Below are 23,597 nucleotides of genomic sequence, written 5' to 3'. Positions count from 1 at the left end.
GGAATGGATTCAGTCAAGGCGCAGACGGCGCTCGGCGAAAACGTAGAGCGGGCGCCACAGCAGGCGGTTGAACAGGGTGACGAAGAGCGACATCACCGCGATACCGAGCACGACGCGGGGAAAATCGCCCGCTTCCGTCGCCTTGGCGATGTAGGAGCCGAGGCCGTAGGCCTCGAGCTTCGTGTTGCCCCAACTCGCCAGCTCGGCAACGATGGAGGCGTTCCAGGAACCGCCCGAAGCCGTCAGTGCGCCAGTGACGTAATAGGGAAAAATCCCCGGCAGCATCACGTTTCGCCACCAGCTCCACGAGCGCAGCTTGAACACCGAGGCAACCTCCTTGAGGTCGGACGGGAAGGCGCTGGCGCCGGCAATGACGTTGAACAGGATGTACCATTGCGTGCCGAGCACCATCAGCGGCGACAGCCAGATATTGGGGCTGGCGCCGGTGGCGACGATGGCTAGAACGGCGAATGGAAACAGCACATTCGCCGGAAAGGCGGCGAGGAACTGCGCCAGCGGCTGCACCCGTTCCGCGACCTTCGGCCGAAGCCCGATCCACACGCCGATCGGCACCCAGACCACGCTGGCGATGGCGATCAGCACGATGACGCGCAGTAGGGTAGCGAACCCGCCGCCGAGAGCCTCTGCGACATCGTCCCAGCCCAGCTCGCTATGAATATAGTGCGCGGTGAAGATGGCGCCCGCCGTAGCCAGCACGGCAATGAGGGCAAGCCACAGCCTGTCGCCGAGCCGGCTAAGCTTTTGCGATTCGGCGGTTTGTGCCTTGAGACGCGGGCGGCTCAGACGCACCAGCATCAGCCGCTGCCAAACCCATGCCAGGGGGCACCGAGCGACTTGACGAACCGCGTCCGGCGCAAAAGATCGTAGACCCAGGAGCGCGGCTTTTGCTGGCTGGCGGTCTGCTCGGAGCGGAACTTGTCGGCCCAGGCGACGACCGGCCGGAACAGCAGCTGGTCGTAGATCAGGATCAGTATGCCCATCGCCAACACGGCCCAGCCGACGGCAACGAAATCTCGGCTGTCGATTGCCAGCGCCAGCCACGAGCCGATGCCGGGCAGTTCCACCGTTGTGTTGCCGACGGTGATGGCTTCGGAGGCGACGACGAAGAACCAGCCGCCCGACATAGACATCATCGTGTTCCAGATCAGCCCGGGGGCCGCGAAAGGTGCCTCCAGCCGCCAGAAGCGCTGCCATGCCGAAAGGCCGAAGCCGCGCGAGACCTCGTCGAGATCGTGCGGCACCGTGCGCAGCGACTGGTAGAAGGAAAACGTCATGTTCCAGGCCTGGCTGGTGAAGATGGCGAAGATCGACGCGCATTCCGCGCCCATCTGGCTGCCGGGAAACAGGCCCATGAAGAAGGTTACGGTGAAGGTGAGGAAGCCCAGCACCGGCACCGACTGCAATATGTCGAGCGCCGGGATGATCACCTTTTCGGCGCGGCGGCTCTTGGCGGCGAGCGTGGCGACGACGAAGGTGAAGATCAGCGAGGCGATGATGGCCGCGAACATGCGCAGCGTGGTGCGCAGCGCATATTCCGGCAGGTTGGCCGGGTCGAGCGTCACCGGCTGCGTGGTGAGCAGTTCGGCCGAGCCGCGCATGGCGGCTGCGCCATGGGCGAGAAGTACCAGCAGTGCCGCCATGATCGACAGCGCGACGATGTCGTGGATGTTTGGCACGATGCGGTTGCGTGCCAGCCGGGTGGCGTCGCTCAGCGACGCGCGATTGTGAGGCAGGAAGACCATGATGATCCCTCAAATTCCTGATGCTGCGGAGTAAGGTCGAATGGACGCGCGAAAGTCCGCGCCGCGAACATGGTCGTTCGCGGCGGGCGCATCCTCCTGGCGATCAGGAAGAAGGAATTTCTGATGCGTGCCGAAAGGTCAGGCGGCGAGAAGCAGGCTGACGCTTCGACTGACGCCCTCTTCGGAAACGGTGTTTTTCTCGCGCGTCCAGCGGCATTCCAGATGCCCGTTGGCCGGGTTGCGTTGCCAGCCGCAAGTCAGCGCGGTCTGGCCGATAGCCGCGTTGGCGGGCGGCGTAACCGGCAGAATGCGCTTGCGGACGACCGGCGTGGCACCCATGGAAAAGCGCACGGCGGGACGATCACGGAAAAAGAGGATGATGGTGTTCATGGCTCACCTCCTGGTCCAGCAGGACCCGGAAGCAAGCGGACAGACCGTTAGGCTCTGGCGCTCACCCGGCGGGACATGCCGGACACAATCTTGACTGACGATGTTGTTCGAACCGGGCCGGTGGCCTTGTCCGAACAGCGACTAGGGTAACTGTCCATAACCTGTTCGATCTGTTGTTGACGGCCTCGATTGCTCGAAGCGGGGGTGGCATACGCCCGTGGCAATTGGCGTGTCAAGCACCAAAGGGCCAGTCGCCGGAACGTGATCAGGGCGTGCGTTTTAGTGAGATGACAAAGAGCCCCGCGTCGTCTGCCTCGATGCGCAGATGCGACGATGTTTCAGTGAGATGAAGCGTGTCCAGAGGACCCAGTTCCGCTGTTTGGCCATCGGTCACAATGCGGGCATGCCCCGAGTGACAGAACAGCAAGGCTTCCGAATCCTCTAGCGGCAGCTTGGTCGAACCGGAGGCTCTTAGCCGTCTCATCGAGTGTGTAAGCTTGCCCCGCCGCGTCATGATGTTGAGGTCGGTAACACCCCCGCCGATCAGCTGGGCATTGGTCGGCGCATCGCCGGGGAAAGGCAGCGGCTCGGAGCGAGCGGTCAGTTCTGCCGGCTCCATGCCTTCGATCGTCAGCAGCAGCCCCTCGCCGTCGAGCACGGCAAGCGTCCGGTCGATGCCCGGAAATACCGAGAACGGCCCGCCGCTTTCCACCCGCGCCATCGACAGCCGCCAGTCGAAATCGCCGGTCGTCGCACTCTCTGGTGAGATCGCAATCTCTGTCGTTTCACCGCCGCCATTCTTCCAAGGCATGCGGCGATGCTCGGTAGCGCGGATGATGCGCATCAGCCGAGAATGCCGGGCAGATTGAGGCCATGCTCCTTCGCGCATTCGATGGCGATGTCGTAGCCGGCATCCGCATGGCGCATGACGCCGGTGGCCGGGTCGTTCCACAGAACGCGCTCCAGGCGCCGGGCCGCATCTTGCGTGCCGTCGGCGACGATGACCATGCCCGAATGCTGCGAAAAGCCCATGCCGACACCGCCGCCATGATGCAGCGACACCCAGGTCGCGCCCGAAGCGCAGTTGAGCAGCGCGTTGAGCAGCGGCCAGTCGGAAACGGCATCAGAGCCGTCCTTCATCGCTTCGGTTTCACGGTTGGGCGAGGCGACGGAGCCGGAATCGAGATGGTCGCGGCCGATCACCACCGGCGCTTTCAGCTCGCCGCTGGCGACCATCTCGTTGAAGGCGAGGCCGAGCCGGTGGCGGTCGCCGAGGCCGACCCAGCAGATGCGCGCCGGCAGGCCCTGGAAGTGGATGCGCTCGCGCGCCATGTCGAGCCAGTTGTGCAGATGATGGTTGCCGGGCGTCAGCTCCTTCACCTTGGCGTCGGTCTTATAGATGTCCTCCGGATCGCCCGAGAGTGCTGCCCAGCGGAACGGACCGATGCCGCGGCAAAACAGCGGGCGGATATAGGCCGGCACGAAACCCGGAAAATCGAAGGCGTTCTCCACGCCTTCCTCCAGCGCCATCTGGCGGATGTTGTTGCCGTAGTCGACGGTGGGAACGCCCTGCTTGTGGAAGTCGAGCATGGCGCGCACATGACCGGCCATCGAGGCGCGCGCCGCCTTGTTCACCGCCTTCGGGTCACGTTCGCGCTTCTCTTCCCATTCGGCGACCGTCCAGCCCTGCGGCAGATAGCCGTTGATCGGATCATGCGCCGATGTCTGGTCGGTCACCGCGTCCGGTCGAACGCCGCGCCGCACCAGTTCGGGAAACACGTCGGCGGCGTTGCCGAGCAGCGCGACGGAAATCGCCTTCTTGTCCTTGGTGGCCTTGTCGATGATCGCCAGGGCGTCGTCGAGGTCCTTCGCCTGTACATCGACATAGCCGGTCTTCAGCCGCATCTCGATGCGGCTCGGCTGGCACTCGACGGCAAGGCAGGAAGCGCCGGCCATGGTCGCGGCCAGCGGCTGCGCGCCGCCCATGCCGCCGAGCCCGGCGGTCAGGATCCAGCGGCCGGAAAGGTCACCATTGTAGTGCTGTCGGCCGAGCTCGACGAAGGTTTCGTAGGTGCCCTGAACGATGCCCTGGCTGCCGATATAGATCCAGGAGCCGGCCGTCATCTGGCCGTACATCATCAGCCCCTTCCTATCGAGGGCGTTGAAATGATCCCAGTTGGCCCAGTGCGGCACGAGGTTGGAGTTGGCGATCAGCACGCGTGGTGCGTCCGCATGAGTGCGGAACACGCCCACCGGCTTGCCCGACTGCACCAGCAGCGTCTCGTCGTTTTCGAGCTGCTTCAGCGCGCCGACAATGCGGTCGAAACTGTCCCAGTCGCGCGCGGCGCGGCCGATGCCGCCATAAACCACCAGTTCGCCGGGCTTTTCGGCGACGTTCGGATCGAGATTGTTCATCAGCATGCGCAAAGGCGCTTCGGTCAGCCAGCTTTTCGCCGAAAGCTCGGTGCCGGTGGCAGCGCGGATGGTGCGTGAATTGTCGATGCGGCTGTGTTGGGTCATGTGGCCTCCGAAAGAATGGCCGCGCTTCAGGTGCGCGCCCAGCCAAGTGCGGTTTCGAGAATGTTGGTCAGCGTCTTGCGCATGGGTGCGGCGAAGTCGGGATCGTAAGGCACCGGCCAATTGTCCGGTCCGACCGGCCCGATCGGCTCGCGCATGTAACCGCGGTTGGAAAGCTCCATCTGCAGGGCATGGACGCCGTCAGCCGGGTTGCCGTAGTGGCGCGTGATCCAGCCGCCCTTGAAGCGGCCGTTGACGACCCAGCTTTTGCCGCCGCCGGCGATGATGTCTGTCACCAGCTTTTGCAAAGCGGGATCGGCGCTTTTGCCGTCGTTTGTTCCGAAATTGAACACCGGCAATTCGCCGTCGAACAGGCGCGGAATGACCGAGCGGATCGAGTGGCAGTCATAGAGCACGACCTTGGGGTGAAGCGCGCGCAGCCGCTTGAGTTCCGCAGCCAGCGCCGCATGATAGGGCTCGAAATAGGTTTGACGCCGGCGGTCGATGTCTGCCGGCGTAGGCTCTTCGCCGATGCGGTAGAGCGGATCGCCGTCGAATGTCTCGGTTGGGCAGAGCCCGGTCGTCGTCTGGCCCGGATAGAGCGAGACGCCGGAGGGATCGCGGTTGACGTCGATGACAGTGCGCGAAATCGCCGTGTGCACGACGGTTGCGCCGAGCCCGGCGGCGAAATCATAGAGCTTGTCGATCCACCAGTCGCAATCGCGTTGCCCGAGCCAGCGCGACGTGAGCTGCGGTTCAATGTCGACCAGGTCGATGCCGGTGTGCGGCAGGCTGACGAGCAATGGAGTGTTGCCGCGCGTGACTGTGAGCCAGGAGGGCGAGGTCATGCTGCATCTCCTGCGATCTCCGGCAGCTTCACCGCGCCTGCCGCCTCAACCACCGCCCCGCTGCGCACCAGCGCGATAGCCTTTTCCATGTCGGGATGGAAATGCCGGTCTTCGTCGAGATGCGGCACCTTGGCCCGGATCGCCTTGCGCACCGCTTCAAGCGGCCCGCTGGAAGCCAGCGGCGCATGGAAATCGCAGCCTTGCGCTGCGGCCAGCAACTCGATTCCGATGACGGCGGTAGCGTTTTCCACCATGCCGATCAGCCGGCGCGCGCCATGCGCTGCCATGGAGACATGGTCTTCCTGATTGGCCGAGGTCGGAATGGAATCGACGCTTGCCGGATAGGCTTTCTGCTTGTTTTCCGAAACGAGAGCCGCCGCCGTCACCTGCGGGATCATGAAGCCCGAATTCAGGCCCGGCTTTGGCGTCAGGAACGCCGGCATGCCCGACAGCGCCGGGTCGACCAGCATGGCGATGCGCCGCTCCGACAGCGAGCCGATCTCGCAGACGGCGAGCGCGATCATGTCGGCGGCAAAGGCCACGGGTTCCGCATGGAAATTGCCGCCGGAAAGTGCGGTGCCATCCTCGGGAAAGATCAGCGGGTTGTCGGTGACGCCGTTGGCCTCGGTTCCCAGCGTGTCGGCCGCCTGGCGCAGCACGGTCAGGGCCGCGCCCATCACCTGCGGCTGGCAGCGCAGGCAGTAAGGGTCCTGCACGCGCTCGTCGCCGATTCGATGGCTTTCGCGGATGGCACTGCCGGCCATCAATGCGCGCAAGGCGTCGGCACTGTCGATCTGGCCTTTATGCTTTCTCAGCGCGTGGATGCGCGGGTCGAAGGGTGCATCGGAACCCTTGGCGGCGTCGGTCGAAAGCGCGCCGACGACAAGCGCCGAATGATAGAGCACTTCCGCCTCGAACAGGGCGGCGAGTGCATAGGCCGTCGAGAACTGCGTGCCGTTGAGCAGCGCCAGCCCTTCCTTGGCGCCGAGCGTCAGCGGCTCCAGACCATGCGAGACGAAGGCCACCTTGGCCGGCACGCGGCCATGCGGCGTAAAGCATTCGCCAACGCCGATCATCGCCGCAGTCATATGCGACAGCGGCGCAAGGTCGCCTGAAGCGCCAACCGAGCCCTGTGCCGGCACCACCGGAATGACGTCGTTCGCCAGCATAGCTTCCAGCAACGCGACCGTTTTGGGCTGAACGCCCGAAGCCCCCTGCGCCAGGCTGGCAAGCTTCAGCGCCATCATCAGCCGCACGATTGCCACGGGCATCGGCTCGCCGACGCCGGCGGCGTGGGAAAGCACGATATTACGCTGGAGCGTCTCGAGATCGGCAGCAGGAATGCGCACGCTGGCAAGCTTGCCGAAGCCGGTGTTGATGCCATAGACCGGCTCGCCCTTGGCCACGATCTTGGCCACGGTGTCGGCGCTGGCCTTGATCTTCGGCCGGCAGCTTTCATGCAGCTTAGGTACGGCGCCGCGATAAATGGCGCGCCAGTCGGCGAGGGTCGCGTGGCCGGGGTTGAGAGTGATGTCAGTCATTGGTTTTCCCCATGGCGATAAGCACCCCCACTCCGTCCCGGCTTCGCCGGTCCACCTCTCCCCCTGCCTGGGGGAGAGGAAACGCTGCCGTAATGCCGGCGCTTATCCAGCTTGGGTTCCTCTCCACCGGGCAGGGGGAGAGGTGGCCCGAAGGGACGGAGTGGGGGTGATTTAGATCGACGTTCACATCCCTCTCCAAACTCTCGCATGCAGCGGGTTGAACCCCATGCGATAGACCAGCTCGGCCGGGCTCTCGATGTTCCAGATGGCGAGGTCGGCCCATTTGCCGGCTTCCAATGTGCCGGTTTCGGCTTGCAAGCCCAGCGCATGCGCTGCCTCGCGGGTCACGCCGGCGATGCACTCGTCCACCGTCATGCCGAACAGCGTAGCCGCCATGTTCATGGTCAGCAGCAGCGAGGTCAGGGGCGAGGTGCCGGGGTTGCAGTCGGTGGCGATGGCCATCTTCACGCCATGCTGGCGAAACAGCGCTACCGGCGGCTTCTTCGTCTCGCGGATGAAATAGAACGCACCGGGCAGGATGACCGCGACCGTGCCGGCCTTGGCCATCGCTGCAGCGCCTTCCTCGTCGGTATATTCCAGATGATCGGCAGACAGCGCGCCAAAACGCGCGGCAAGGGCCGCCCCATGCAGGTTCGAAAGCTGGTCGGCGTGGAGTTTTACCGGCAGGCCGAATTCCCTGGCCTTGTCGAAGACGCGGGAAATCTGCTGCGGCGAGAAAGCGATGCCTTCGCAAAAGCCGTCGACGGCATCAGCCAGTTTTTCCGCGGCGATTGCCGGCAGCATGTCGTTGATGACGCGGTCGATAAACGCGTCCTTGTCGCCTTTCGCTTCCGCGGGCAGCGCATGCGCGCCAAGGAAACTCGTCCGCACCGTCACTGGCCGCTCAACGCCCATGCGCCGTGCAGCCTTCAGCGACTTGCGCTCGTTTTCGAGGTCGAGCCCGTAGCCGGATTTGATTTCGATGGTGGTAACGCCTTCGGCGATCAGCGCGTCGAGACGGGGCAGGGTCTGTGCGACCAGATCGTTTTCGCTCGCCGCTCGTAGCGACTTCACCGACGAGACGATGCCGCCGCCGGCCTTGGCCACCTCTTCATAGGTCGCGCCGGCCAGCCGCATCTCGAACTCGTTGGCGCGGTTGCCGGCGTGAACCAGATGCGTGTGGCAGTCGATCAGGCCGGGGGTGATCCAGCGGCCTTCGCAGTCGACGGTTTCGGCCTTTTCGTGCAAGGCGACCGGAAGATCGCTCTCAGGTCCGGCATACATGATGCGGCCGCCTTGAGCGGCGACGGCGCCTTTCTCGACAATGCCCAGGCCCGGCGTGCGCTCGGCGAGCGTCGCAAGGCGCGCATTCCGCCAGATGCGGAAGCTGTTCGACTGGCTTCTGTCCCGTTCCGGCATGATCTTTTCCGTTTCCATCCCGCTCTGATATGTATATACATATTGAAGGTGGACGCAAGCGTCTTGCTGATGGATTATACGCGAATTGGAGGGCGGGGCCGATGGCGGCAATCTTTGCGGAAAATGTCCTGCTGGCAGGTGGCTGGAAACACAATGTCCGGCTGGCCGTCGAGGCAGGGCGCATCGTCAGCATCGAGCCCGATGCTGCGCAGCAAGTGGGCGACGAGCATCACGCGATCATCCTTCCCGGCATGCCGAACCTGCACAGCCACGCCTTCCAGCGCGGCATGGCCGGACTTGCCGAGACGCGCGGCCCGTCCGCCGACAGTTTCTGGTCGTGGCGCGAGGTCATGTACCGTTTCGCGCTGTCGATGACGCCGGAGCAGGTCGAGGCGGTCGCCGCCCAACTCTATGTCGAGATGCTGGAAGCCGGGTTTTCGCGCGTCGGCGAGTTCCACTATCTGCACCACGATGTTGACGGTGGGCACTATGCAGACATCGCCGAAATGGCCGCACGCGTTACGGCGGCGGCGAATCGCACCGGCATCAACCTCACGCTGTTGCCCGTCTTCTATGCCCATTCCGGCTTCGGTGGCACTGCGCCCAATGAAGGCCAGCGCCGTTTCATCAACGATCTCGACAGTTTTGGCCGGCTTCTGGAAGGCGCCCGTGCTGCGGTGAAGAGCCTGCCCGGAGCTGTCGTCAGCGTCGCCCCCCACAGCCTGCGCGCCGTCACGCCCGAGGAGTTGGCCGCTGTCACAGCGCTGACGGACGGCCCCATCCACATCCATATCGCCGAGCAAATGAAGGAGGTCGAGGATTGCATCGCCTGGTCGGGCGCGCGCCCGGTGCAATGGCTGCTCGACCATGCGCCGGTCGATGCCCGCTGGTGCCTGATCCACGCCACCCATATGCTTGATGCCGAGACCGTCGCCGTGGCGAAAAGCGGCGCGATCGCAGGGCTTTGCCCGGTCACCGAAGCCAATCTCGGCGATGGCACTTTTTCTGCGCCGCTGTTCATCGAACATGGCGGCCGTTTCGGCATCGGCTCGGATTCGAATGTGCTGATCGGGATTTCCGACGAACTGCGTCAGCTCGAATATTCGCAGCGGCTTTTCCATCGCCAGCGCAATGTGCTTGCCACCCCCGGTGGCTCCAACGGCCGCGCGTTGTTCGATGCGGCTTTGACCGGTGGGTCGACCGCCCTCGGCGCGGGTCCGGCGCAAATAGCCGTCGGCGCATCAGCCGATTTCATCTCGCTCGACGCCGGGCATCCCTCGCTTGCCGGCAAGTCGGGCGATGGCATTCTCGACGCCTGGATATTCGCCAATGGAACGCGTATCGACAGTGTCTGGGTCGGCGGCAGGAAGCTTGTCTCGGGCGGGAGACATTTCCAGCGCGAGGCCATTGCTCAAAACTTCCGAACAGTGATGATGCAGCTCTCCGCCGGGTGAGTGGCGAAGCTGGATAGGGGAAACACGGTGGAAGCGGTGAAGGAACAGGAAGCGACGTCGCTGCACCAACGCATCCTCGCCGATATCAGCGAGCGCATCCTTTCGGGTGAATGGGCGCCCGGCCACCGCATTCCATTCGAGCACGAGCTGACCGAGCAGTATGGCTGTTCGCGCATGACGGTGAACAAGGCTCTGTCGCAGCTCGCCAAGGCAGGGCTGATCGAGCGCCGGCGTCGTTCCGGCAGTTTCGTCCGCCGGCCGCAGTCGCAGGCCGCCATCCTCGAGATACACGACATCAAGGTCGAGGTTCAGGCGCTTGGCCTGCCCTACCGCTACGAGCTCGGCACGCGCCAGAAGCGCAAGAGCATGGTCCAGGACCGTGCCCTCATGGATCTCCGCCCATCAGGCCTTATCCTCGACCTGACCTGCCGGCATTTCGCCGGGCAACGCCCCTTCTGTCTGGAAGAGCGGCTGATCAATCTGGCGGCCGTGCCGGAAGCGGCGGATGAAATGTTCGAGGATACCGCGCCGGGGCCGTGGCTGATCGCCCGCGTGCCGTGGAGTGCTGCCGAACACCGCATCAGGGCGAGTGCCGCCAGCGATGACGTAGCCGACGCGCTGGACATCGAAGTCGGCTCTCCCTGCCTCGTTGTCGAACGCCGCACCTGGAGCGCCGAGCATCCGGTCACCCATGTCCGCTTCACCTATGCCGCCGACAGCCACACGCTGGTGGCGCGCTTCACGCCGTCGCAGAATGGTTGAGGCGAGACCGCCGTTGCTGCTTAGAGACCGTTTAATAATTCGCCCTGCCGAGGCATATGGCGTGGGGCTTCGAGAACCGGAGCGAAGCGTACATTTAAGTACGTGAGCACCGGAAGCGCAGAAACCCGCGTCAGATGACCGGCAGGGTAGAGTTAGCGAATAGTCTCCTAGCCGGTGATGATCCTGTCCATCGGTATGTCATGCGGCTGCGGGTAGATCGTGGCTAGCCGAGCCTGCGCATAGCCGATGCCGATCACCAGCGGCTTCTTCGGCATGGCCGCCAGCGTGCGGTCGAAGAAGCCGCCGCCATAGCCAAGGCGATAGTTTTCGCCGTCGAAGCCGACCAGCGGTGCGATCACCACGGTCGGAAAAACCGCCGGCCCATTGGACGGCACGAGAATGTTCCACACGCCGCGTTCCAGCGGTTCGCCGGGCGCCCATTGGCGATAGTCGAGCGGACTGCCGGCCTCGATGACCACGGGCAGGGCGATCTTTGCGCCTGCCGCTATCATCTCGTTCATCCAGCCGCGCAGGTCGGGCTCGGCCCTGAACGGCCAGTAGATGCCGATCAGTTGCTTCTCGGGGTTCTCAATCGCGCCGGTCAACGCCGCCGCGATCGTCTCCGTGCGGGCGCTGCGCTCTTCCGCCGGCACCGCCATGCGCTCGTCGATCAGGCGCTTGCGTTCGGCCTTGCGCCAGCGCGCCACGTCGGTCCAGGCGACGAGATCGGCGGGGCGTCCGTCTGGCGTCAGCTCGTGCATGAAACAGGGCGGAGAAGCATAGCCGCGCGCTTCTGCATCATCTTCGCTGTCCATCGAAAATCCTCCGAAGGCAGCATTGCGCCGTGATCCGCCCCGAGCAAGCGAATAAGGCCGCTGGCCCATATGTTTGGCCGCCTCAGGTCAGCGACCGACCTCAAACGGGCAAGGCATCAGATCCGGTAAAATCTCGCTGCCGTTCCGCCAAAAATCGCCTTGCGCCCGGCCTCGCTCAAGCCGGCGGTCAGCTCATTGGCGATCCGCCACCAGTCGTCATAGGTGGCAGCCAGTTCCACGACCGGCCAGTCGCTGCCGAACATCAGGCGCTCCGGCCCGAATGCCGACAGCAGGGTGTCGACATAGGGTTTCAGCGCTGCGGCAGACCGGTCCGCGCCTGCTTCGGTCAACAGCCCGGAAATCTTGGCGAATACATTCTGGTGCTTTGCCAGCGCCGCCATGTCGCTCGCCCATGGCTCGATGACACCCATGGCAATGAAAGGCTTCGCACCATGATCGACGACGATTTTCAGCTCCGGGAGCCGGTCGGCAAGTGCTGCAACAACCGGCAGATGGCGCGGCTGCACCAGCGCGTCGAAAGTCAGGCCGAGCGAAGGCAGCGCCTCCAGCACCGCGACCCGATGCTCGGCGAGGATGAAGAACGTATCGTCGATATCCTGCAGCATCGGCCTTATGCCGCGGAATTTCTGGTGGCCGGCCAGCCGTTTCAGCACCGCAGGCGCGTCCGGCGCATCGAGGTCGATCCAGCCGACGACACCCCCGATCGTGGCTTCTCTCTCGGCGAGTTCCAGCATGAACTCGGTTTCCGCCACCGTCGCTGCCGCCTGCACGAGAACGGTTTTCTCGATGCCGGCAGCCTTCAGGTGCGGCTGCAAATCGGCGGGCAGATAATCGCGGATGATCGGCGCGACCGGCGGTCCCATCCAGTCATAGTCGCCGCGCGCGATTTTCCAGTAATGCTGGTGTGCGTCGATCCTCACGATGAAACTCCGCGATTGCGCCTATTCGCCGACGGCGATGACGGCCTTGATCAGGCCGGATTTTTCATGCGCCCATCGTGCGAGGTCACCCGGTGCCTCGGCAAGCGTGGTGCGATGCGTGACGATCCGGTCGAGGGGCACGAGACCGCGCCTGATCGACTCCGCGACATGGTCGAAATCCTCCCGCGTCGCGTTGCGGCTGCCGATCACCATCATCTCGCGCTTGTGGAATTCGGGGTCCGAAAAACTGATGTCGTCCTTGACCACGCTGACGATGACCAGCGCGCCGCCATGCGCGACATGGGCAAAGGAGGACTTGATCGACGCGGTGTTGCCGGTCGCGTCGAACACCACGTCGAAGCCTTCGCCGCCGGTGGCGCGGGAAACGCCCTCCGCTGCCGGCACATCCGGGCCGATGGTCGAGGAAAAGCCCAGCTCGCGCGCGGCGAAATCGAGCCGCTCGGCGCTCATGTCGAGCAGCGTCACTTCATGCCCGGCGATGCGTGAAAAGATCGCCGTGCCGATGCCGATCGGGCCCGCGCCGATGACCAGCGCCCGCGAGCCTGAAGGGGTCAATGAGCGCCGCACCGCATGCGCGCCGATCGCCAGGAACTCGACTGTTGCAGCATCGGCGGCAGAAAGCCCATTGGCCGGGTAGAGATTGCCGGCCGGGACGAGGATTTCTTCGCACATCGCGCCATCGGTATGGACACCGAGCACCTGGATTTTCGTGCAGCAGTTCGGTTTGCCCTTGCGGCAGGCAATGCAGGTGCCGCAGGCGAGGTAAGGGTTGACGATGACCGTCTCGCCGACCGGCAGCGAAACGCCTTCGCCGGCTTTCAGCACCGTGCCCGAAACCTCGTGCCCCATGACGCGCGGATATTCGAGGAAGGGATGCTTGCCCTCGAAGATATGATAGTCGGTGCCGCAGATGCCGACATGGCTGACGCCCACCAGCGCCCAGCCGGCGGGCGGTTCGCCGGGGGCGGGCCGCTGTTCCAGCACCAGTTCGCCGGGCGCGCGGCACACCAAGGCCTGCATCGTTTTCACAGCCCGGTTCATGCGCTGCCTACTTGCCGCGCCGGCGCAGGCCGTCGAAATAGACGATGACGATGATCAGCGCGCCGGTGATGATGCGCTGCCAGAACGAATTGACGTTCAGCAGGTTGGCGCCGTTGTTGATCGTCGCCAGGATGAAGGCGCCGAGCAGCGGCCCATGCACGGAGCCGATGGCGCCGAACAGCGAAGTGCCGCCGATGACCGACGAGGCGATGGCCTGCAGTTCCCAGCCCTCGGCCTGCGTCGGGTTGCCGATGCCGATGCGCGAGGCCAGCAGCACGCCGACGAAAGCCGCGCACAGCGCCGACAGCGTATAGGCGAGATAGATGGTGCGGTTGACGTTGACGCCGGACAGGCGCGAGGCCTCGGCATTCGAGCCGACTGAGAACAGATAGCGCCCCCAGCGGCTGTGGTGCAGGAAGATATAGGCGGGAATCGCCACCAGTATCACCATCCAGAACAGGTTCGGCACGCCAAGGAACGAGTTGCGCGAGAATTCCGAAAAGGCGTCGTTCTTGATCGAGATGGAATTGCCGTTGGTCATCAGAAGGCCGATGCCGCGCAGCGAGGTCAGCGTCGCCAGCGTGATGATGAAGGGCGGCAACCCCATTTTGACGATGCCGAAGCCATGGAACACGCCGATTGCCACGCCGAGTAGAAGCGTCGCGAGTATCGCCACCCACACCGGGAAGCCGGCATTGATGAGCATGGCGACGGTGACCGTGCAGAAGCCGACGATCGCGCCGACGGAAAGGTCGATGCCGCCGGTGATGATGACGAAGGTCTGCCCGACCGCGAGGATGGCGATCATCGAGCCCTGCCGCAGGAGATTTGCGATGTTGATGCCCGACGCGAAGCTCGGCGTGGCCAGCGAAAGGGCGATCCACAGGAGCACGAGCAGCGCCAGCAGGGTCAATCCGAAAAGGATGTTGTAATTCCGCTTCGGCTTCTCGATCGGTGTCGTTTTGGTGCTGGTGGTCATCGGCGTTCCCTGTCGTTCTTTTTGGTTTTGTTTGGCGTCACACGCCGATTGCTTCGGTCAGGACTTCTTCGTGGCTTGCCTGTCCATGGGCATGGCTTGCCACCAGCCGCCCGCGCCGGAACACGTGCAGCGTGTCGGCCAGCTCATAGACTTCCGGCAGATAGGACGAGATCAGGATGATGCCCGCGCCCTTCGAAAGCAGGGTCGAGAACAGGCGGTAGATTTCCGCCTTGGTGCCGACATCGACGCCCACGGTCGGTTCGTCGAAAATGAAGAGCTTGGCGCCGTGGTTGAGCCATTTGCCGATCACGATCTTCTGCTGGTTGCCGCCCGACAGGCTGGAAGCCAGCGCGTGCCGGCCCGCCGTCTTGATGCGCAGCCCGCCGATCTGGCGCTCGGCATGCGACTTTTCCTGCGCGCCGGAAATCAAAAGCTTGCTGCTGATGCGCTTGTAGATGGGCAGGTTGAGATTTGTGCCGACCGACAGATTGAGGCAAAGGCCCTGGTCGCGCCGGCTTTCCGGCGCCAGCGCCATGCCGAGCTTCATCGCGTCGTGCTCGTTGCGGATGTTTGCCGGCTTGCCGTTCCAGAAAACCTCGCCGGCGCTCTTCTTTTCGCGGCCATAGAGCGTCAGTACGAATTCGCTGCGGCCCGCTCCAATCAACCCGTAGAGCCCGACGATCTCGCCCGCCCGCACGGAAAGCGAAACGTCCTCGAAACCCTTGCCGGACAGGTTCTTCGCCTCGACGATCGTCTCGCCCGGCTCGAATTTGTCCTTGTGGTAGATCTGCTCGATCGAGCGGTTGATCATCATCCGCACCAGCTCGGCATCGTCGGTCTCGGAAATGTTGCGGGTGCCGACCAGCGTGCCGTCGCGCAGCACCGAAACACGGCTCGCCAGCTCGAAAACCTCTTCCATGCGGTGGCTGATATAGACGATGGTGACGCCTTCGGCCTCCAGCCGCCGGATCAGCGCGAAAAGCTGCTCGGTCTCCTTGCGGGTGAGATAAGCGGTGGGTTCGTCGAAGATCAGGAAGCGCGTGCCGCGTATGGTGGCGCGTGCGGCCGCGATGAGTTGCTGCTGGCCGATGGTGAGATCGCCGAGCATGACATGCGCCGGCAGGTTAAAGCCGAGATCGTCAATGATCTTCTGCGCTCGCTGCACCATGGTGCGGCCCTGCAGCATGCCGAAGCGGGTGTCTTCCTCGCCGAGGAACATGTTGGCGGCGACCGTCAGGTGGCGGCATAGCACCACCTCCTGGTGCACGGCGTTGATGCCGAGCGCGATCGCCTCGTTGGGCGTTGCCAGCGCGACCGGCTTGCCGTCCCATAGCACCTCGCCCGAGGTGCGCGGGATGACGCCGGTCAGAAGCTTTATCAGTGTAGATTTGCCGGCACCGTTCTCGCCGACGATGGCGTGGATTTCACCGGCCTTGAAGGCGAGGTCGACGGGTTTTAGCGCATGGGTGCCGACATATTTCTTTTCCAGCCCCTTCAGTTCCAGGATCGGCTGGCCGGGCACCGCGGCGTCGGGCGCCGGGTGGTCGTGACCGTCAAGTGTCGATAATATCATGACAATCCTCCCGATTGGCATGCGCGGCAACGCCGGCGACATGCCCATCCTAGCCCGTTTCCGTTGCAGGTCGAGTCTGCCCCTCGTCCGCCTACCGGCACCTTCTTCCCGCAGGGCGGGAGAAGAAAGAAGCTCCTACGCCGACGCCTCCCTCTCCCCATTCTTCACGGGGAGAGGGTAAGGGTGAGGGGCATCTCGACTTAGCTGTTGTTAGTCGAGCTTCGGGTTCAGCAGGGCGTTGATCTTCTCGTCGGCCATGTTGGCCTTCGTCACCAGATTGGCGCCGGTGTCGACATTGGCCTCGACCTTCTCGCCCTTGGATGCGGCAAGCGCGGTCTTGATGCCGTCATAGCCCATCCGGTAGGGGTCCTGAACGACGAGGCCGGAGATGACGCCGTCATTGAGGAACTTGATCAGCTTGTCGTCGCTGTCGAAACCGATCAGCGCCACCTTGCCGGCAAGGTTGTTTTCCGCGATCGCCTGACCGACGCCCTGCGCCATGATCAAGTTGGAGGCGAAGATGCCTTTCAGGTCAGGATTGGCGGTGATCAGGTCGGTGGCGATGTTCAGGCCGGTCGTGGCCTGGCCGTCGGCATATTTGTCGGCAACCAGTTCCAGGCCCGGATACTTGGCCTTGAGCTGCTCCTTGAAGCCCTCGGCGCGCTGCTCGAGCGAACCGGCACCCGGCAGTGCGGTGATGAGGGCGACCTTGCCCTCGACCTTGCCGCCATTGGCTTCGCCGATCGCGGCTGCCAGACCGTCGGCTGCGACGCGTCCACCCTGGACGTTGTCGGTGGTCAGGAACGAGGTGAAGGCCTTGGAGTCGGCGCCGGAATCAATGCCGATGATCTTCACCTTGCTTGCCGCCTCGTCGATCGGCTTGCCGAGCGCCTTGGCTTCGGTGGGCGAGATGACGATTGCCGCCGGATTGCCGGCGACGGCGTTTTCGAGGATCGAGATCTGGCCGTTGACGTCGGTTTCAGCCTGCGCGCCGAGTTCCGGCACGCTGACGCCGAGATCCTTGCCTGCCTTGCGGGCGCCGGCCAGCACGATCTGCCAGTAGAACGAGGTCGTGTCCTTGACGATGATCGGAATGGTCACGTCGGCGGCCGATGCCGGCAAGGTCGGCGCAAGGCCGAGCATGGCGGTGGCCGTCGCCAGCGCGACGAAGCTGCGGCGGTTGATCAGTGCATTGACGAATTTCATTAGGTTCCTCCCTAAATCGCCTGTTGCAGTGCTGTTCGCTACGGTTCGGCTAGGCGTCTCCAAACCGGACTTTATAGATAAAAAACAGATGCACGTTTTTGTTAGTCCATTCCTGAAGGTGTTGCAAGCGGCGTTTCATGGCCCTCTTCGGCGCCGATAACGATGCTGTGCCTCGGCCTGCGATCGTCTGTGGAGGCTCTAGCCCCTCCCGTTCCAGCGATGAAATATTAATTCCATCGATAGGTCAAGATGGAATTTATGTTCCCCCGTCGCGCGGTTCATCCGAACTGCGCCAGCTCCTCCTTGCGCACCACGCCTTTCTTCAGGATGACATTTGCGTAGAGCTGCAATTCGCCCGTGGCGACCACATAGGCGGCCTTGCGCGAGCGCTCGTAAAAGGCGAAGCGCTCAAGCGGCTCGACCGGGAAATCACCGGCGAGGCGGGTGATGATCTTCTGGAACGAGACGCAGACCGGCGGCACGACATCCGGCGTATCCACCATCGCCATCCGGAACGCTGACGCTGGCGCGAATGTGTCGAGCGGAAAATGCGTCAGGATCGCTGCCAGCAGCGGTTCGGCGAGCACGCCGTCGGCGCGGACGACAGGGCAGCCGAGCGTGCTGGCCGGGAAATTCGCATCGGCAATCACGATCTCGTCGCCATGGCCCATGGTGCGCAGCGCATGTAGCAGTTCGGGTCCGAGCAAGGGGTGAATTCCACGCAGCATCAGGCAAGCTCCAGGGTTAAGGCGGAAAGGGAGGCGCGCGCTCTGCCGCGAGAGGGTTGGCGTTGTCTCATTCGCGCACGGCTCCTGTCAGCGGCGGCTGAACCGTCGTATGCGGCGCGTATTTCTCATAGTCATCTTCAGGAACGTGGGCCTTTGGCAGCTCCATGTTGCGCAGGAGACTAGATGTCTTGGCGGTGCCGATAAGCACCGTCGCGACAGCCGGCTCATGCAGGGGAAACTGCATCGCCGCCGCCGCCAGCGGATAGCCGCCCCTCGAAGCAATCGCTTCCATGGCCGCGACCTTGGCAAGGATATCCGGCGAAGCCGGGCCATAGTCGAAATTAGCCCCCGGCTTGGCGCCTGTCGCCAGTATGCCCGAATTGAAAGCACCGCCGATGACGAGCGAGGTCTTCTTCTGCCGGCACAGCGGAATGAGCTCCGCCTCTGCGGACCTGTCGAGCAGGGAATAGCGCCCGGCGAGAAGGATGCAGTCGAGCGGCGCGCGCCGCATCACCTCGAGGCAGATTTCGACCTCGTTGACGCCGAGACCGTAGGCCGAGATCACGCCGGCCGATTTCAATTCCTCGAGAGCCTTTACGCCGCCATCGAGAAACTGGCGCAGATGCGCCTTGGTCGTCTCAACGCCGTGGGTGTAGACGCCGATATCGTGGACATAGAGGATGTCGATGCGGTTGAGGCCAAGGCGGGCATAGCTGAAATCGACCGATCGCATGATGCCGTCATAGCTGTAGTCATATTGCAGCTTGAAGGGCAGCGGATCGACAAAGCCGAGGTTCGGTACCTGATCGGCGGGCGCAGGCGTCAACAGGCGGCCGACCTTGGTCGAGAGCACATATTGATCGCGCGGCTTGTGGCGCAAATAGTCGCCGAAACGGCGTTCCGAAAGGCCGAACCCGTAATGCGGTGCCGTGTCGAAATAGCGTATGCCCGACGTCCAGGCTGCATCGAGCACAGCCGCTGCATCGGCCTCCGATACCGCCTGGTAAAGATTGCCCAGAGAGGCGCCGCCGAAGCTGAATTCGGTGACCTCAAGTGCTGTTTCGCCGATGCGGCGTTTCTTCATCGATGTCCTCCCGAAGTCCAAGCCGTTTCCCGGCCTTGTCGATGCTGGCGCAGTCTCTAAAGCGTCGCGCCAAGGTGCCACGGCACGAATTCATTGTCGCCGTAGCCGAAGAGTTCGCTTTTGGTCTTGCGGCCGGATGCCGTCTCCACGATCAGGTCGAAGATTTCGCGGCCGAGTTCGGCAACGCCGATCTCCCCGGATGCGATGCGCCCGCAGTCGATGTCCATGTCCTCCTCCATGGAGCGGAACAGCGCCGAGTTGCTGGCAAGCTTGATCGAGGGCGTCGGCCGGCAGCCGAAGCACGATCCTCGCCCGGTGGTAAATGCGATCACATTCGCGCCGCCGGCCACCTGGCCGGTCGCAGACACCGGATCGTAGCCCGGCGTGTCCATGAAGACGAGGCCGTGCTCGGTCACCTTTTCGGCGTAGCCATAGACGCCGTTGAGCGTCGTCTGCCCGCCCTTGGCGACTGCACCGAGCGATTTTTCAAGAATGGTGGTCAGCCCGCCCTTCTTGTTGCCGGGCGAGGGATTGTTGTCGAGGGAAGCGCCGTGCAGGGCGACATAGTCCTCCCACCACTTCACATAACCGTCGAGCTTTTCGGCGATCTCAGGCGTCGCCGCGCGCGAACCGAGCAGATGCTCGGCGCCATAGATTTCGGAGGTTTCGGAGAGGATGCCCGTGCCGCCGGCGCCGGCAAGAATGTCGACCGCAGCACCCAGTGCCGGATTGGCGGTGATGCCCGACATGCCGTCCGAACCGCCGCATTGCAGGCCGACGATGATCTCGCTCACCGGTATCGGCTCGCGCTGCAACTGTCCCACCTCCTCGGCGATTTCGGCAAGCACGCCAAGCGCTTTCTCCACCGATTTGCGCGAGCCGCCGGCCTCCTGAATGTTGAAATGCCGCTTGCCGGCCGCCACGCCCTTCTGGCCGTAGAGCGTCAGCTGGTTGACCTCGCAGCCGAGCCCCACCATCAGCACGCCGCCGAAATTCGGATGCCGTGCATAGCCGGCTAATGTCCGGTGCAGCACGCGCATGCCGTCGCCGGTGCCGCTCATGCCGCAGCCCTGATCGTGCACGATCGGAACGAAGCCGTCGATGCCGGGATAGTTCGGCAGAAGCTTCTGGTTGGCCTGCTCGGCGATTGCCCGGCACACCGTGGTCGAGCAGTTCACGCTGGCGATGATGCCGATGAAATTGCGCGTGCCGGCGCGGCCGTCGGCGCGGCGATAGCCCATGAAGGTGCGGGCGCGGTCGTCGTCTGTCGCATGTTCCGCTTCCGATGGCGGCACGACGGGAAGACGCCCGGATTCGAAAACCAGATTGTGCGAATGGATATGCTCGCCCGGCGCGATATCCTGCGTCGCGCGGCCGATCGCCTGGGCGTATTTCACCACCGCCGACCCTGCCGCAATGGCCTTCACGGCAACCTTGTGACCGCCGTCGATAGCAGCCACGGTGACCGCGCCGCCAGGCAGGGGCGTGCCTGCTTCTAGGCGGCCATTGGCAACGGCTACATTATCGGAGGGCGAAAGAAGAATTGCCTGGGCGAGGTTCACGCTGCGATTTCCTTGGCATATCTGGCGGCGATGGCCGCAAGCCTGGGTGATTTATAGTTGGCGTCGGCCGCCGTTATCCAGTTGATAAAGCCGCCAATGCGGCGCGCGACCTTGGTCTTGTGACCGTTGGCTATGTCGGCGAGGCGATGATCGAGGAACGGATTTTCGAACCGCTCCAATGTCGTCGCCGCATAGGCGCTCGCCGCCTCGCCCATGCCATGCGCGGCGAAACCGGGAATGACCTCGTCGCGATAGAGCAAAAGCAGGTCGCTGCGGATTTCCGGCCTGGCCAGCATGCCGCGCACCGTTTCGTCGGCGGCCATGCGCGCGGTCAGCCAGGTCTCGGCCAGGAAACTATGGCCGAGATTGAGGATATGGATTTTCAGCCGCTCGACCGGTTCGAGATCATCGACAATGCGGATCGCCGGATGCGCGCATGGCAGCTTCAGGCCGGGCTGGTTCTCCACCGCCCACAATGCGTAAGGTTCGGCAATCGCACCAGCCGGGTCCAAGGGTGCCGAGACGATGCGGTCGACCAGCGAATTGGCGAAGATGCATTGCTCTTCGATCCAGGTAAGCAGCGCATCGGAGGCGCGGCTTCGCCCAGCAAGGTCAAGCACCGTCCTCTTCAGCACGTCGCCATTGCGGCCGACGAGTTCGGTCGGAAGGATCGTAAGCCCCGATCGACCGGCGGTGAAACGCGCGGCAAGCAGCGCCAGCAGTTTCGCCGGAAAGGAAGGCGGTGCCGAAGTCGTTGTTCCCGTGAGGTCAAGCACCAGCCCCGCCGGTACGGCAAACCCCGATTCCGTCGTGTTGGAGAGAATGAATTCGGCCTCATCGACGACAATCCGCGTCAGTTCCGCCCAATCCGCCTCAGCGTCGAGGCCGCGCCCTACGCTCTTCACCTGGATTGTATGGTCGACGGTCTGTCCCGCCTCCAGCCCGCGAATAATCACCGGAAACCCTGCCGGATCGGAGAAGGCCTGCAGCCGCGTCAGCCCTGCGGCGGAACCGCTTGCTGCAACGATGGTCACAGTGCCTTCCATGCCCGCCTCGTGCAGGAACAGGTCGGCATGCGCCTGAAGAAACCGGCTGGTGCCGAACTGGACGACAGGCGTTTGAACCGAAGACACTTGCAACTCCTTTGATAATGTCTTTTATCGTCAAAAGACATTTTGTCGTCAATAGATTTTCCTTGTAAGGGTCGACCGGGGCGCAGACGTGCAAGCGTGCGACGGGCAGAAGGTAGGCGATGGCGAAGCAGAACAATGTCTACAAGGACGCATATAATCGCTGCCTGGCGCTGCTCGGGGCTGGCGAAAGCCTGCCTTCGGAGCCTGAACTTGGCACCACCCTTGGCGTCAGCCGTACGACCGTGCGTTCGATCCTGTCGCGGATGGAAGAACGTGGCCTGATCGAATGGAACAAGCGCAGCAAGCTGGTCCTGCGCGCGCCGGAGGCGGATGATTTCTTTCCCGATGACGAGACCGATTCCCTGTCACTGATCATCGAGCGCTCCTTCATGCGTCGCCTGCTTGCCGGCGGCGCCCAGGCCGGCATGCAGATCAACGAGCTGGAGCTTGCCCGCGAAATCGGCGTCGGCACCACCAGCGTGCGCGAGTTCCTGATCCGCTTCAGCCGCTTCGGCCTGATCGAAAAGCGCCGCAATAGCCATTGGGTGCTGAAGGGCTTCACGAGTTCCTTCGCGCTGGAGCTGACTGAGATCCGCGAGATGTTCGAGATGCGCTCCGCCGCTGCCTTTGCAGCGCTTGAAAAGGACAACCCCGTCTGGGCCGATCTCGATGCGATGGAACAGGAACACCACGAGCTGATTGCCGCGATAGGCACCCGTTACGGCGAATTTTCAGAGCTGGACGAACGTTTCCACAGGCTTATCCACAGCGCATCGCACAACCGCTTCATCGTCGACTTCTACGACGTCATCGCCATGATCTTCCACTATCACTACCAGTGGAACAAGACGAATGAGCCCGGACGCAACAAGATAGCGCTGCAGGAGCATCTTCAATACATCGCCGCGCTGAAATCCGGGAAGCTCGACCATGTCGAAAAGGCCTGCCGCCGGCACCTGAGATCGGCACGCGAGACGCTTCTCCAGTCGATTCCCGAAAGCTGGCAGTAGCGCGAACGATTATCTTGTCATAAGCTTCTTTCGATGCGTTTTGAGAAGACGGCAAAATAGTCGCTGGGGCGCATTTTTCATGTGTACTGACCTTGAGAGCCGGGCGTTATTTGACGGCCAAGATACTTGCAGTATCTCTAAAACAGTGCATTCTGAAATATGTTTGAGGGGCTTGGGAAAATGAAGAAAAAACTACGCGTCACCGTTTCGGTGACAGTGTCGGATGACGACGAATTTTCAACCGAAGAACAGGCTTTTGCCGTATGCGACGGGTTGCAGCGCATCCTCTGCTATGACGAGGTGGCTTTGCAGAGCGTCGAGTCTTTTACCGATGGCGTAAGCTATGAGAATACTGGCGGTTCTGTCCGCTTCGAAAGCGAGCACGGCTGAAGATTGATCCCGCCGCTCAATGGCGTATCCTGAGTCCAGGGTCTGTCCCTGGCTTCGGTCGCGTCCGTCTGCGCGGCGTGCCCGAGGCGAAAACCATCGGAGGAAGCTCATGAACACGCCGCCGCTGGCCGCACGGGCCGAAGAAGAACAGATCGACGGCGCCCCCGAGCGTGTCGGTGCCGTCATCGGCGCGCTGATCACGATCGGCAGTTTTGCCCTGGTGCTCTGGCCGGTCGCCCGCATCTGGCTGTAACGCGATAAGACGTTGGCCTCGCGTTCCCGCGCGCTTAGCCGCCCGAAATCCAGCTGAGATCAGTCTGAACCGGCAGCAACTGCTCGCCGGCAGGTTCCCCAGCACCGCCCATTTGGGTGGTGACGGTTGCTTGTTCCACGCCTAGACGTTGGCAAGGGTAGGCAATC

At 63.2% G+C, this 23,597-nt stretch carries 21 protein-coding genes and 1 pseudogene; 5 read left to right on the top strand and 17 right to left on the bottom strand.

What is annotated here, in order from left to right:
- Positions 1-9: 9 nt before the first annotated feature.
- The 7 genes and pseudogenes from DZG07_RS01285 to hutI all read right to left on the bottom strand — a co-directional run bounded on the left by DZG07_RS01285 (position 10) and on the right by hutI (position 8,478).
- Positions 10-1,763: pseudogene (locus DZG07_RS01285) on the bottom strand (ABC transporter permease subunit).
- Between the two features lie 138 nt (positions 1,764-1,901).
- Positions 1,902-2,153 (bottom strand): hypothetical protein, encoded by a 252-nt coding sequence (locus DZG07_RS01280; protein ID WP_119813695.1) that lies wholly within the window; start codon positions 2,151-2,153, stop codon positions 1,902-1,904.
- Between the two features lie 265 nt (positions 2,154-2,418).
- Positions 2,419-2,997 carry a HutD family protein gene (locus tag DZG07_RS01275; RefSeq protein WP_119813693.1) on the bottom strand — a complete coding sequence of 193 codons (579 nt, stop codon included), beginning with the start codon at positions 2,995-2,997 and terminating at the stop codon, positions 2,419-2,421.
- The gene (hutU, locus tag DZG07_RS01270) at positions 2,997-4,673 is read right to left on the bottom strand and encodes a urocanate hydratase (protein WP_119813691.1); all 1,677 of its coding nucleotides are present in this window, start codon (positions 4,671-4,673) and stop codon (positions 2,997-2,999) included. The genes DZG07_RS01275 and hutU overlap by 1 nt, the downstream gene beginning before the upstream one ends.
- 26 nt (positions 4,674-4,699) lie before the next feature.
- Entirely contained in the window at positions 4,700-5,518 is an 819-nt protein-coding gene (gene hutG, locus DZG07_RS01265; protein WP_119813689.1) for an N-formylglutamate deformylase, read from the bottom strand.
- Entirely contained in the window at positions 5,515-7,059 is a 1,545-nt protein-coding gene (gene hutH / locus DZG07_RS01260; RefSeq protein WP_119813687.1) for a histidine ammonia-lyase, read from the bottom strand. Before hutH ends, hutG begins: the two co-directional genes overlap by 4 nt.
- Positions 7,060-7,242: 183 nt before the next feature.
- Positions 7,243-8,478: an imidazolonepropionase gene (gene hutI, locus DZG07_RS01255; RefSeq protein ID WP_119821285.1), complete on the bottom strand. Its 1,236-nt coding sequence runs from the start codon at positions 8,476-8,478 to the stop codon at positions 7,243-7,245.
- A gap of 101 nt (positions 8,479-8,579) precedes the next feature.
- Here hutI and DZG07_RS01250 point away from each other — a divergent pair, with 101 nt between their 5' ends.
- Both DZG07_RS01250 and hutC read left to right on the top strand, forming a co-directional pair.
- Positions 8,580-9,932 carry a formimidoylglutamate deiminase gene (locus DZG07_RS01250; protein WP_119813685.1) on the top strand — a complete coding sequence of 451 codons (1,353 nt, stop codon included), beginning with the start codon at positions 8,580-8,582 and terminating at the stop codon, positions 9,930-9,932.
- 27 nt (positions 9,933-9,959) lie between these two features.
- Complete coding sequence (gene hutC / locus DZG07_RS01245) at positions 9,960-10,694, top strand: histidine utilization repressor (RefSeq protein WP_119821283.1); 735 nt, start codon at positions 9,960-9,962, stop codon at positions 10,692-10,694.
- Positions 10,695-10,861: 167 nt separating this feature from the next.
- Here hutC and DZG07_RS01240 read toward each other — a convergent pair whose 3' ends face one another.
- The 10 genes from DZG07_RS01240 to DZG07_RS01195 form a co-directional block, all read right to left on the bottom strand.
- A complete protein-coding gene (locus DZG07_RS01240) occupies positions 10,862-11,509 on the bottom strand; it encodes a 5-formyltetrahydrofolate cyclo-ligase (protein WP_119813683.1) in 648 nt (215 codons plus the stop codon).
- Positions 11,510-11,625: 116 nt separating this feature from the next.
- Positions 11,626-12,450: an amidohydrolase family protein gene (locus DZG07_RS01235; RefSeq protein ID WP_348626405.1), complete on the bottom strand. Its 825-nt coding sequence runs from the start codon at positions 12,448-12,450 to the stop codon at positions 11,626-11,628.
- Between the two features lie 21 nt (positions 12,451-12,471).
- Positions 12,472-13,491 carry a zinc-binding alcohol dehydrogenase family protein gene (locus DZG07_RS01230; protein WP_119821281.1) on the bottom strand — a complete coding sequence of 340 codons (1,020 nt, stop codon included), beginning with the start codon at positions 13,489-13,491 and terminating at the stop codon, positions 12,472-12,474.
- Between the two features lie 28 nt (positions 13,492-13,519).
- Entirely contained in the window at positions 13,520-14,491 is a 972-nt protein-coding gene (locus DZG07_RS01225; protein ID WP_119813679.1) for an ABC transporter permease, read from the bottom strand.
- A 37-nt stretch (positions 14,492-14,528) separates the two neighbouring features.
- Positions 14,529-16,064 (bottom strand): sugar ABC transporter ATP-binding protein, encoded by a 1,536-nt coding sequence (locus tag DZG07_RS01220; protein WP_119813677.1) that lies wholly within the window; start codon positions 16,062-16,064, stop codon positions 14,529-14,531.
- A 210-nt stretch (positions 16,065-16,274) separates the two neighbouring features.
- Positions 16,275-17,270, bottom strand: coding sequence for an ABC transporter substrate-binding protein (locus tag DZG07_RS01215; RefSeq protein ID WP_091911323.1), 996 nt, complete (start codon positions 17,268-17,270; stop codon positions 16,275-16,277).
- A gap of 278 nt (positions 17,271-17,548) precedes the next feature.
- A complete protein-coding gene (locus DZG07_RS01210) occupies positions 17,549-17,998 on the bottom strand; it encodes an RbsD/FucU domain-containing protein (RefSeq protein WP_119813675.1) in 450 nt (149 codons plus the stop codon).
- 67 nt (positions 17,999-18,065) lie between these two features.
- Positions 18,066-19,082, bottom strand: coding sequence for an aldo/keto reductase (locus DZG07_RS01205; RefSeq protein WP_119813673.1), 1,017 nt, complete (start codon positions 19,080-19,082; stop codon positions 18,066-18,068).
- A gap of 56 nt (positions 19,083-19,138) precedes the next feature.
- Positions 19,139-20,644, bottom strand: coding sequence for an altronate dehydratase family protein (locus DZG07_RS01200; RefSeq protein ID WP_119813671.1), 1,506 nt, complete (start codon positions 20,642-20,644; stop codon positions 19,139-19,141).
- Positions 20,641-21,777 (bottom strand): mannitol dehydrogenase family protein, encoded by a 1,137-nt coding sequence (locus tag DZG07_RS01195; protein ID WP_245429562.1) that lies wholly within the window; start codon positions 21,775-21,777, stop codon positions 20,641-20,643. The genes DZG07_RS01200 and DZG07_RS01195 overlap by 4 nt, the downstream gene beginning before the upstream one ends.
- Positions 21,778-21,896: 119 nt before the next feature.
- Between DZG07_RS01195 and DZG07_RS01190 the strand changes: the two genes are divergently transcribed.
- The 3 genes from DZG07_RS01190 to DZG07_RS23690 all read left to right on the top strand — a co-directional run bounded on the left by DZG07_RS01190 (position 21,897) and on the right by DZG07_RS23690 (position 23,430).
- The gene (locus DZG07_RS01190) at positions 21,897-22,787 is read left to right on the top strand and encodes a GntR family transcriptional regulator (RefSeq protein ID WP_119813669.1); all 891 of its coding nucleotides are present in this window, start codon (positions 21,897-21,899) and stop codon (positions 22,785-22,787) included.
- A gap of 180 nt (positions 22,788-22,967) precedes the next feature.
- A complete protein-coding gene (locus tag DZG07_RS01185; protein WP_091911314.1) occupies positions 22,968-23,177 on the top strand; it encodes a hypothetical protein in 210 nt (69 codons plus the stop codon).
- A gap of 109 nt (positions 23,178-23,286) precedes the next feature.
- The gene (locus tag DZG07_RS23690; protein ID WP_162931530.1) at positions 23,287-23,430 is read left to right on the top strand and encodes a hypothetical protein; all 144 of its coding nucleotides are present in this window, start codon (positions 23,287-23,289) and stop codon (positions 23,428-23,430) included.
- Positions 23,431-23,597 lie beyond the last annotated feature (167 nt).

Origin of the sequence: Mesorhizobium sp. DCY119, assembly GCF_003590645.1 — a bacterium.
Taxonomy (GTDB): Bacteria; Pseudomonadota; Alphaproteobacteria; order Rhizobiales; family Rhizobiaceae; genus Mesorhizobium_M.
This window is presented reverse-complemented; position numbering and strand designations above follow the sequence as displayed.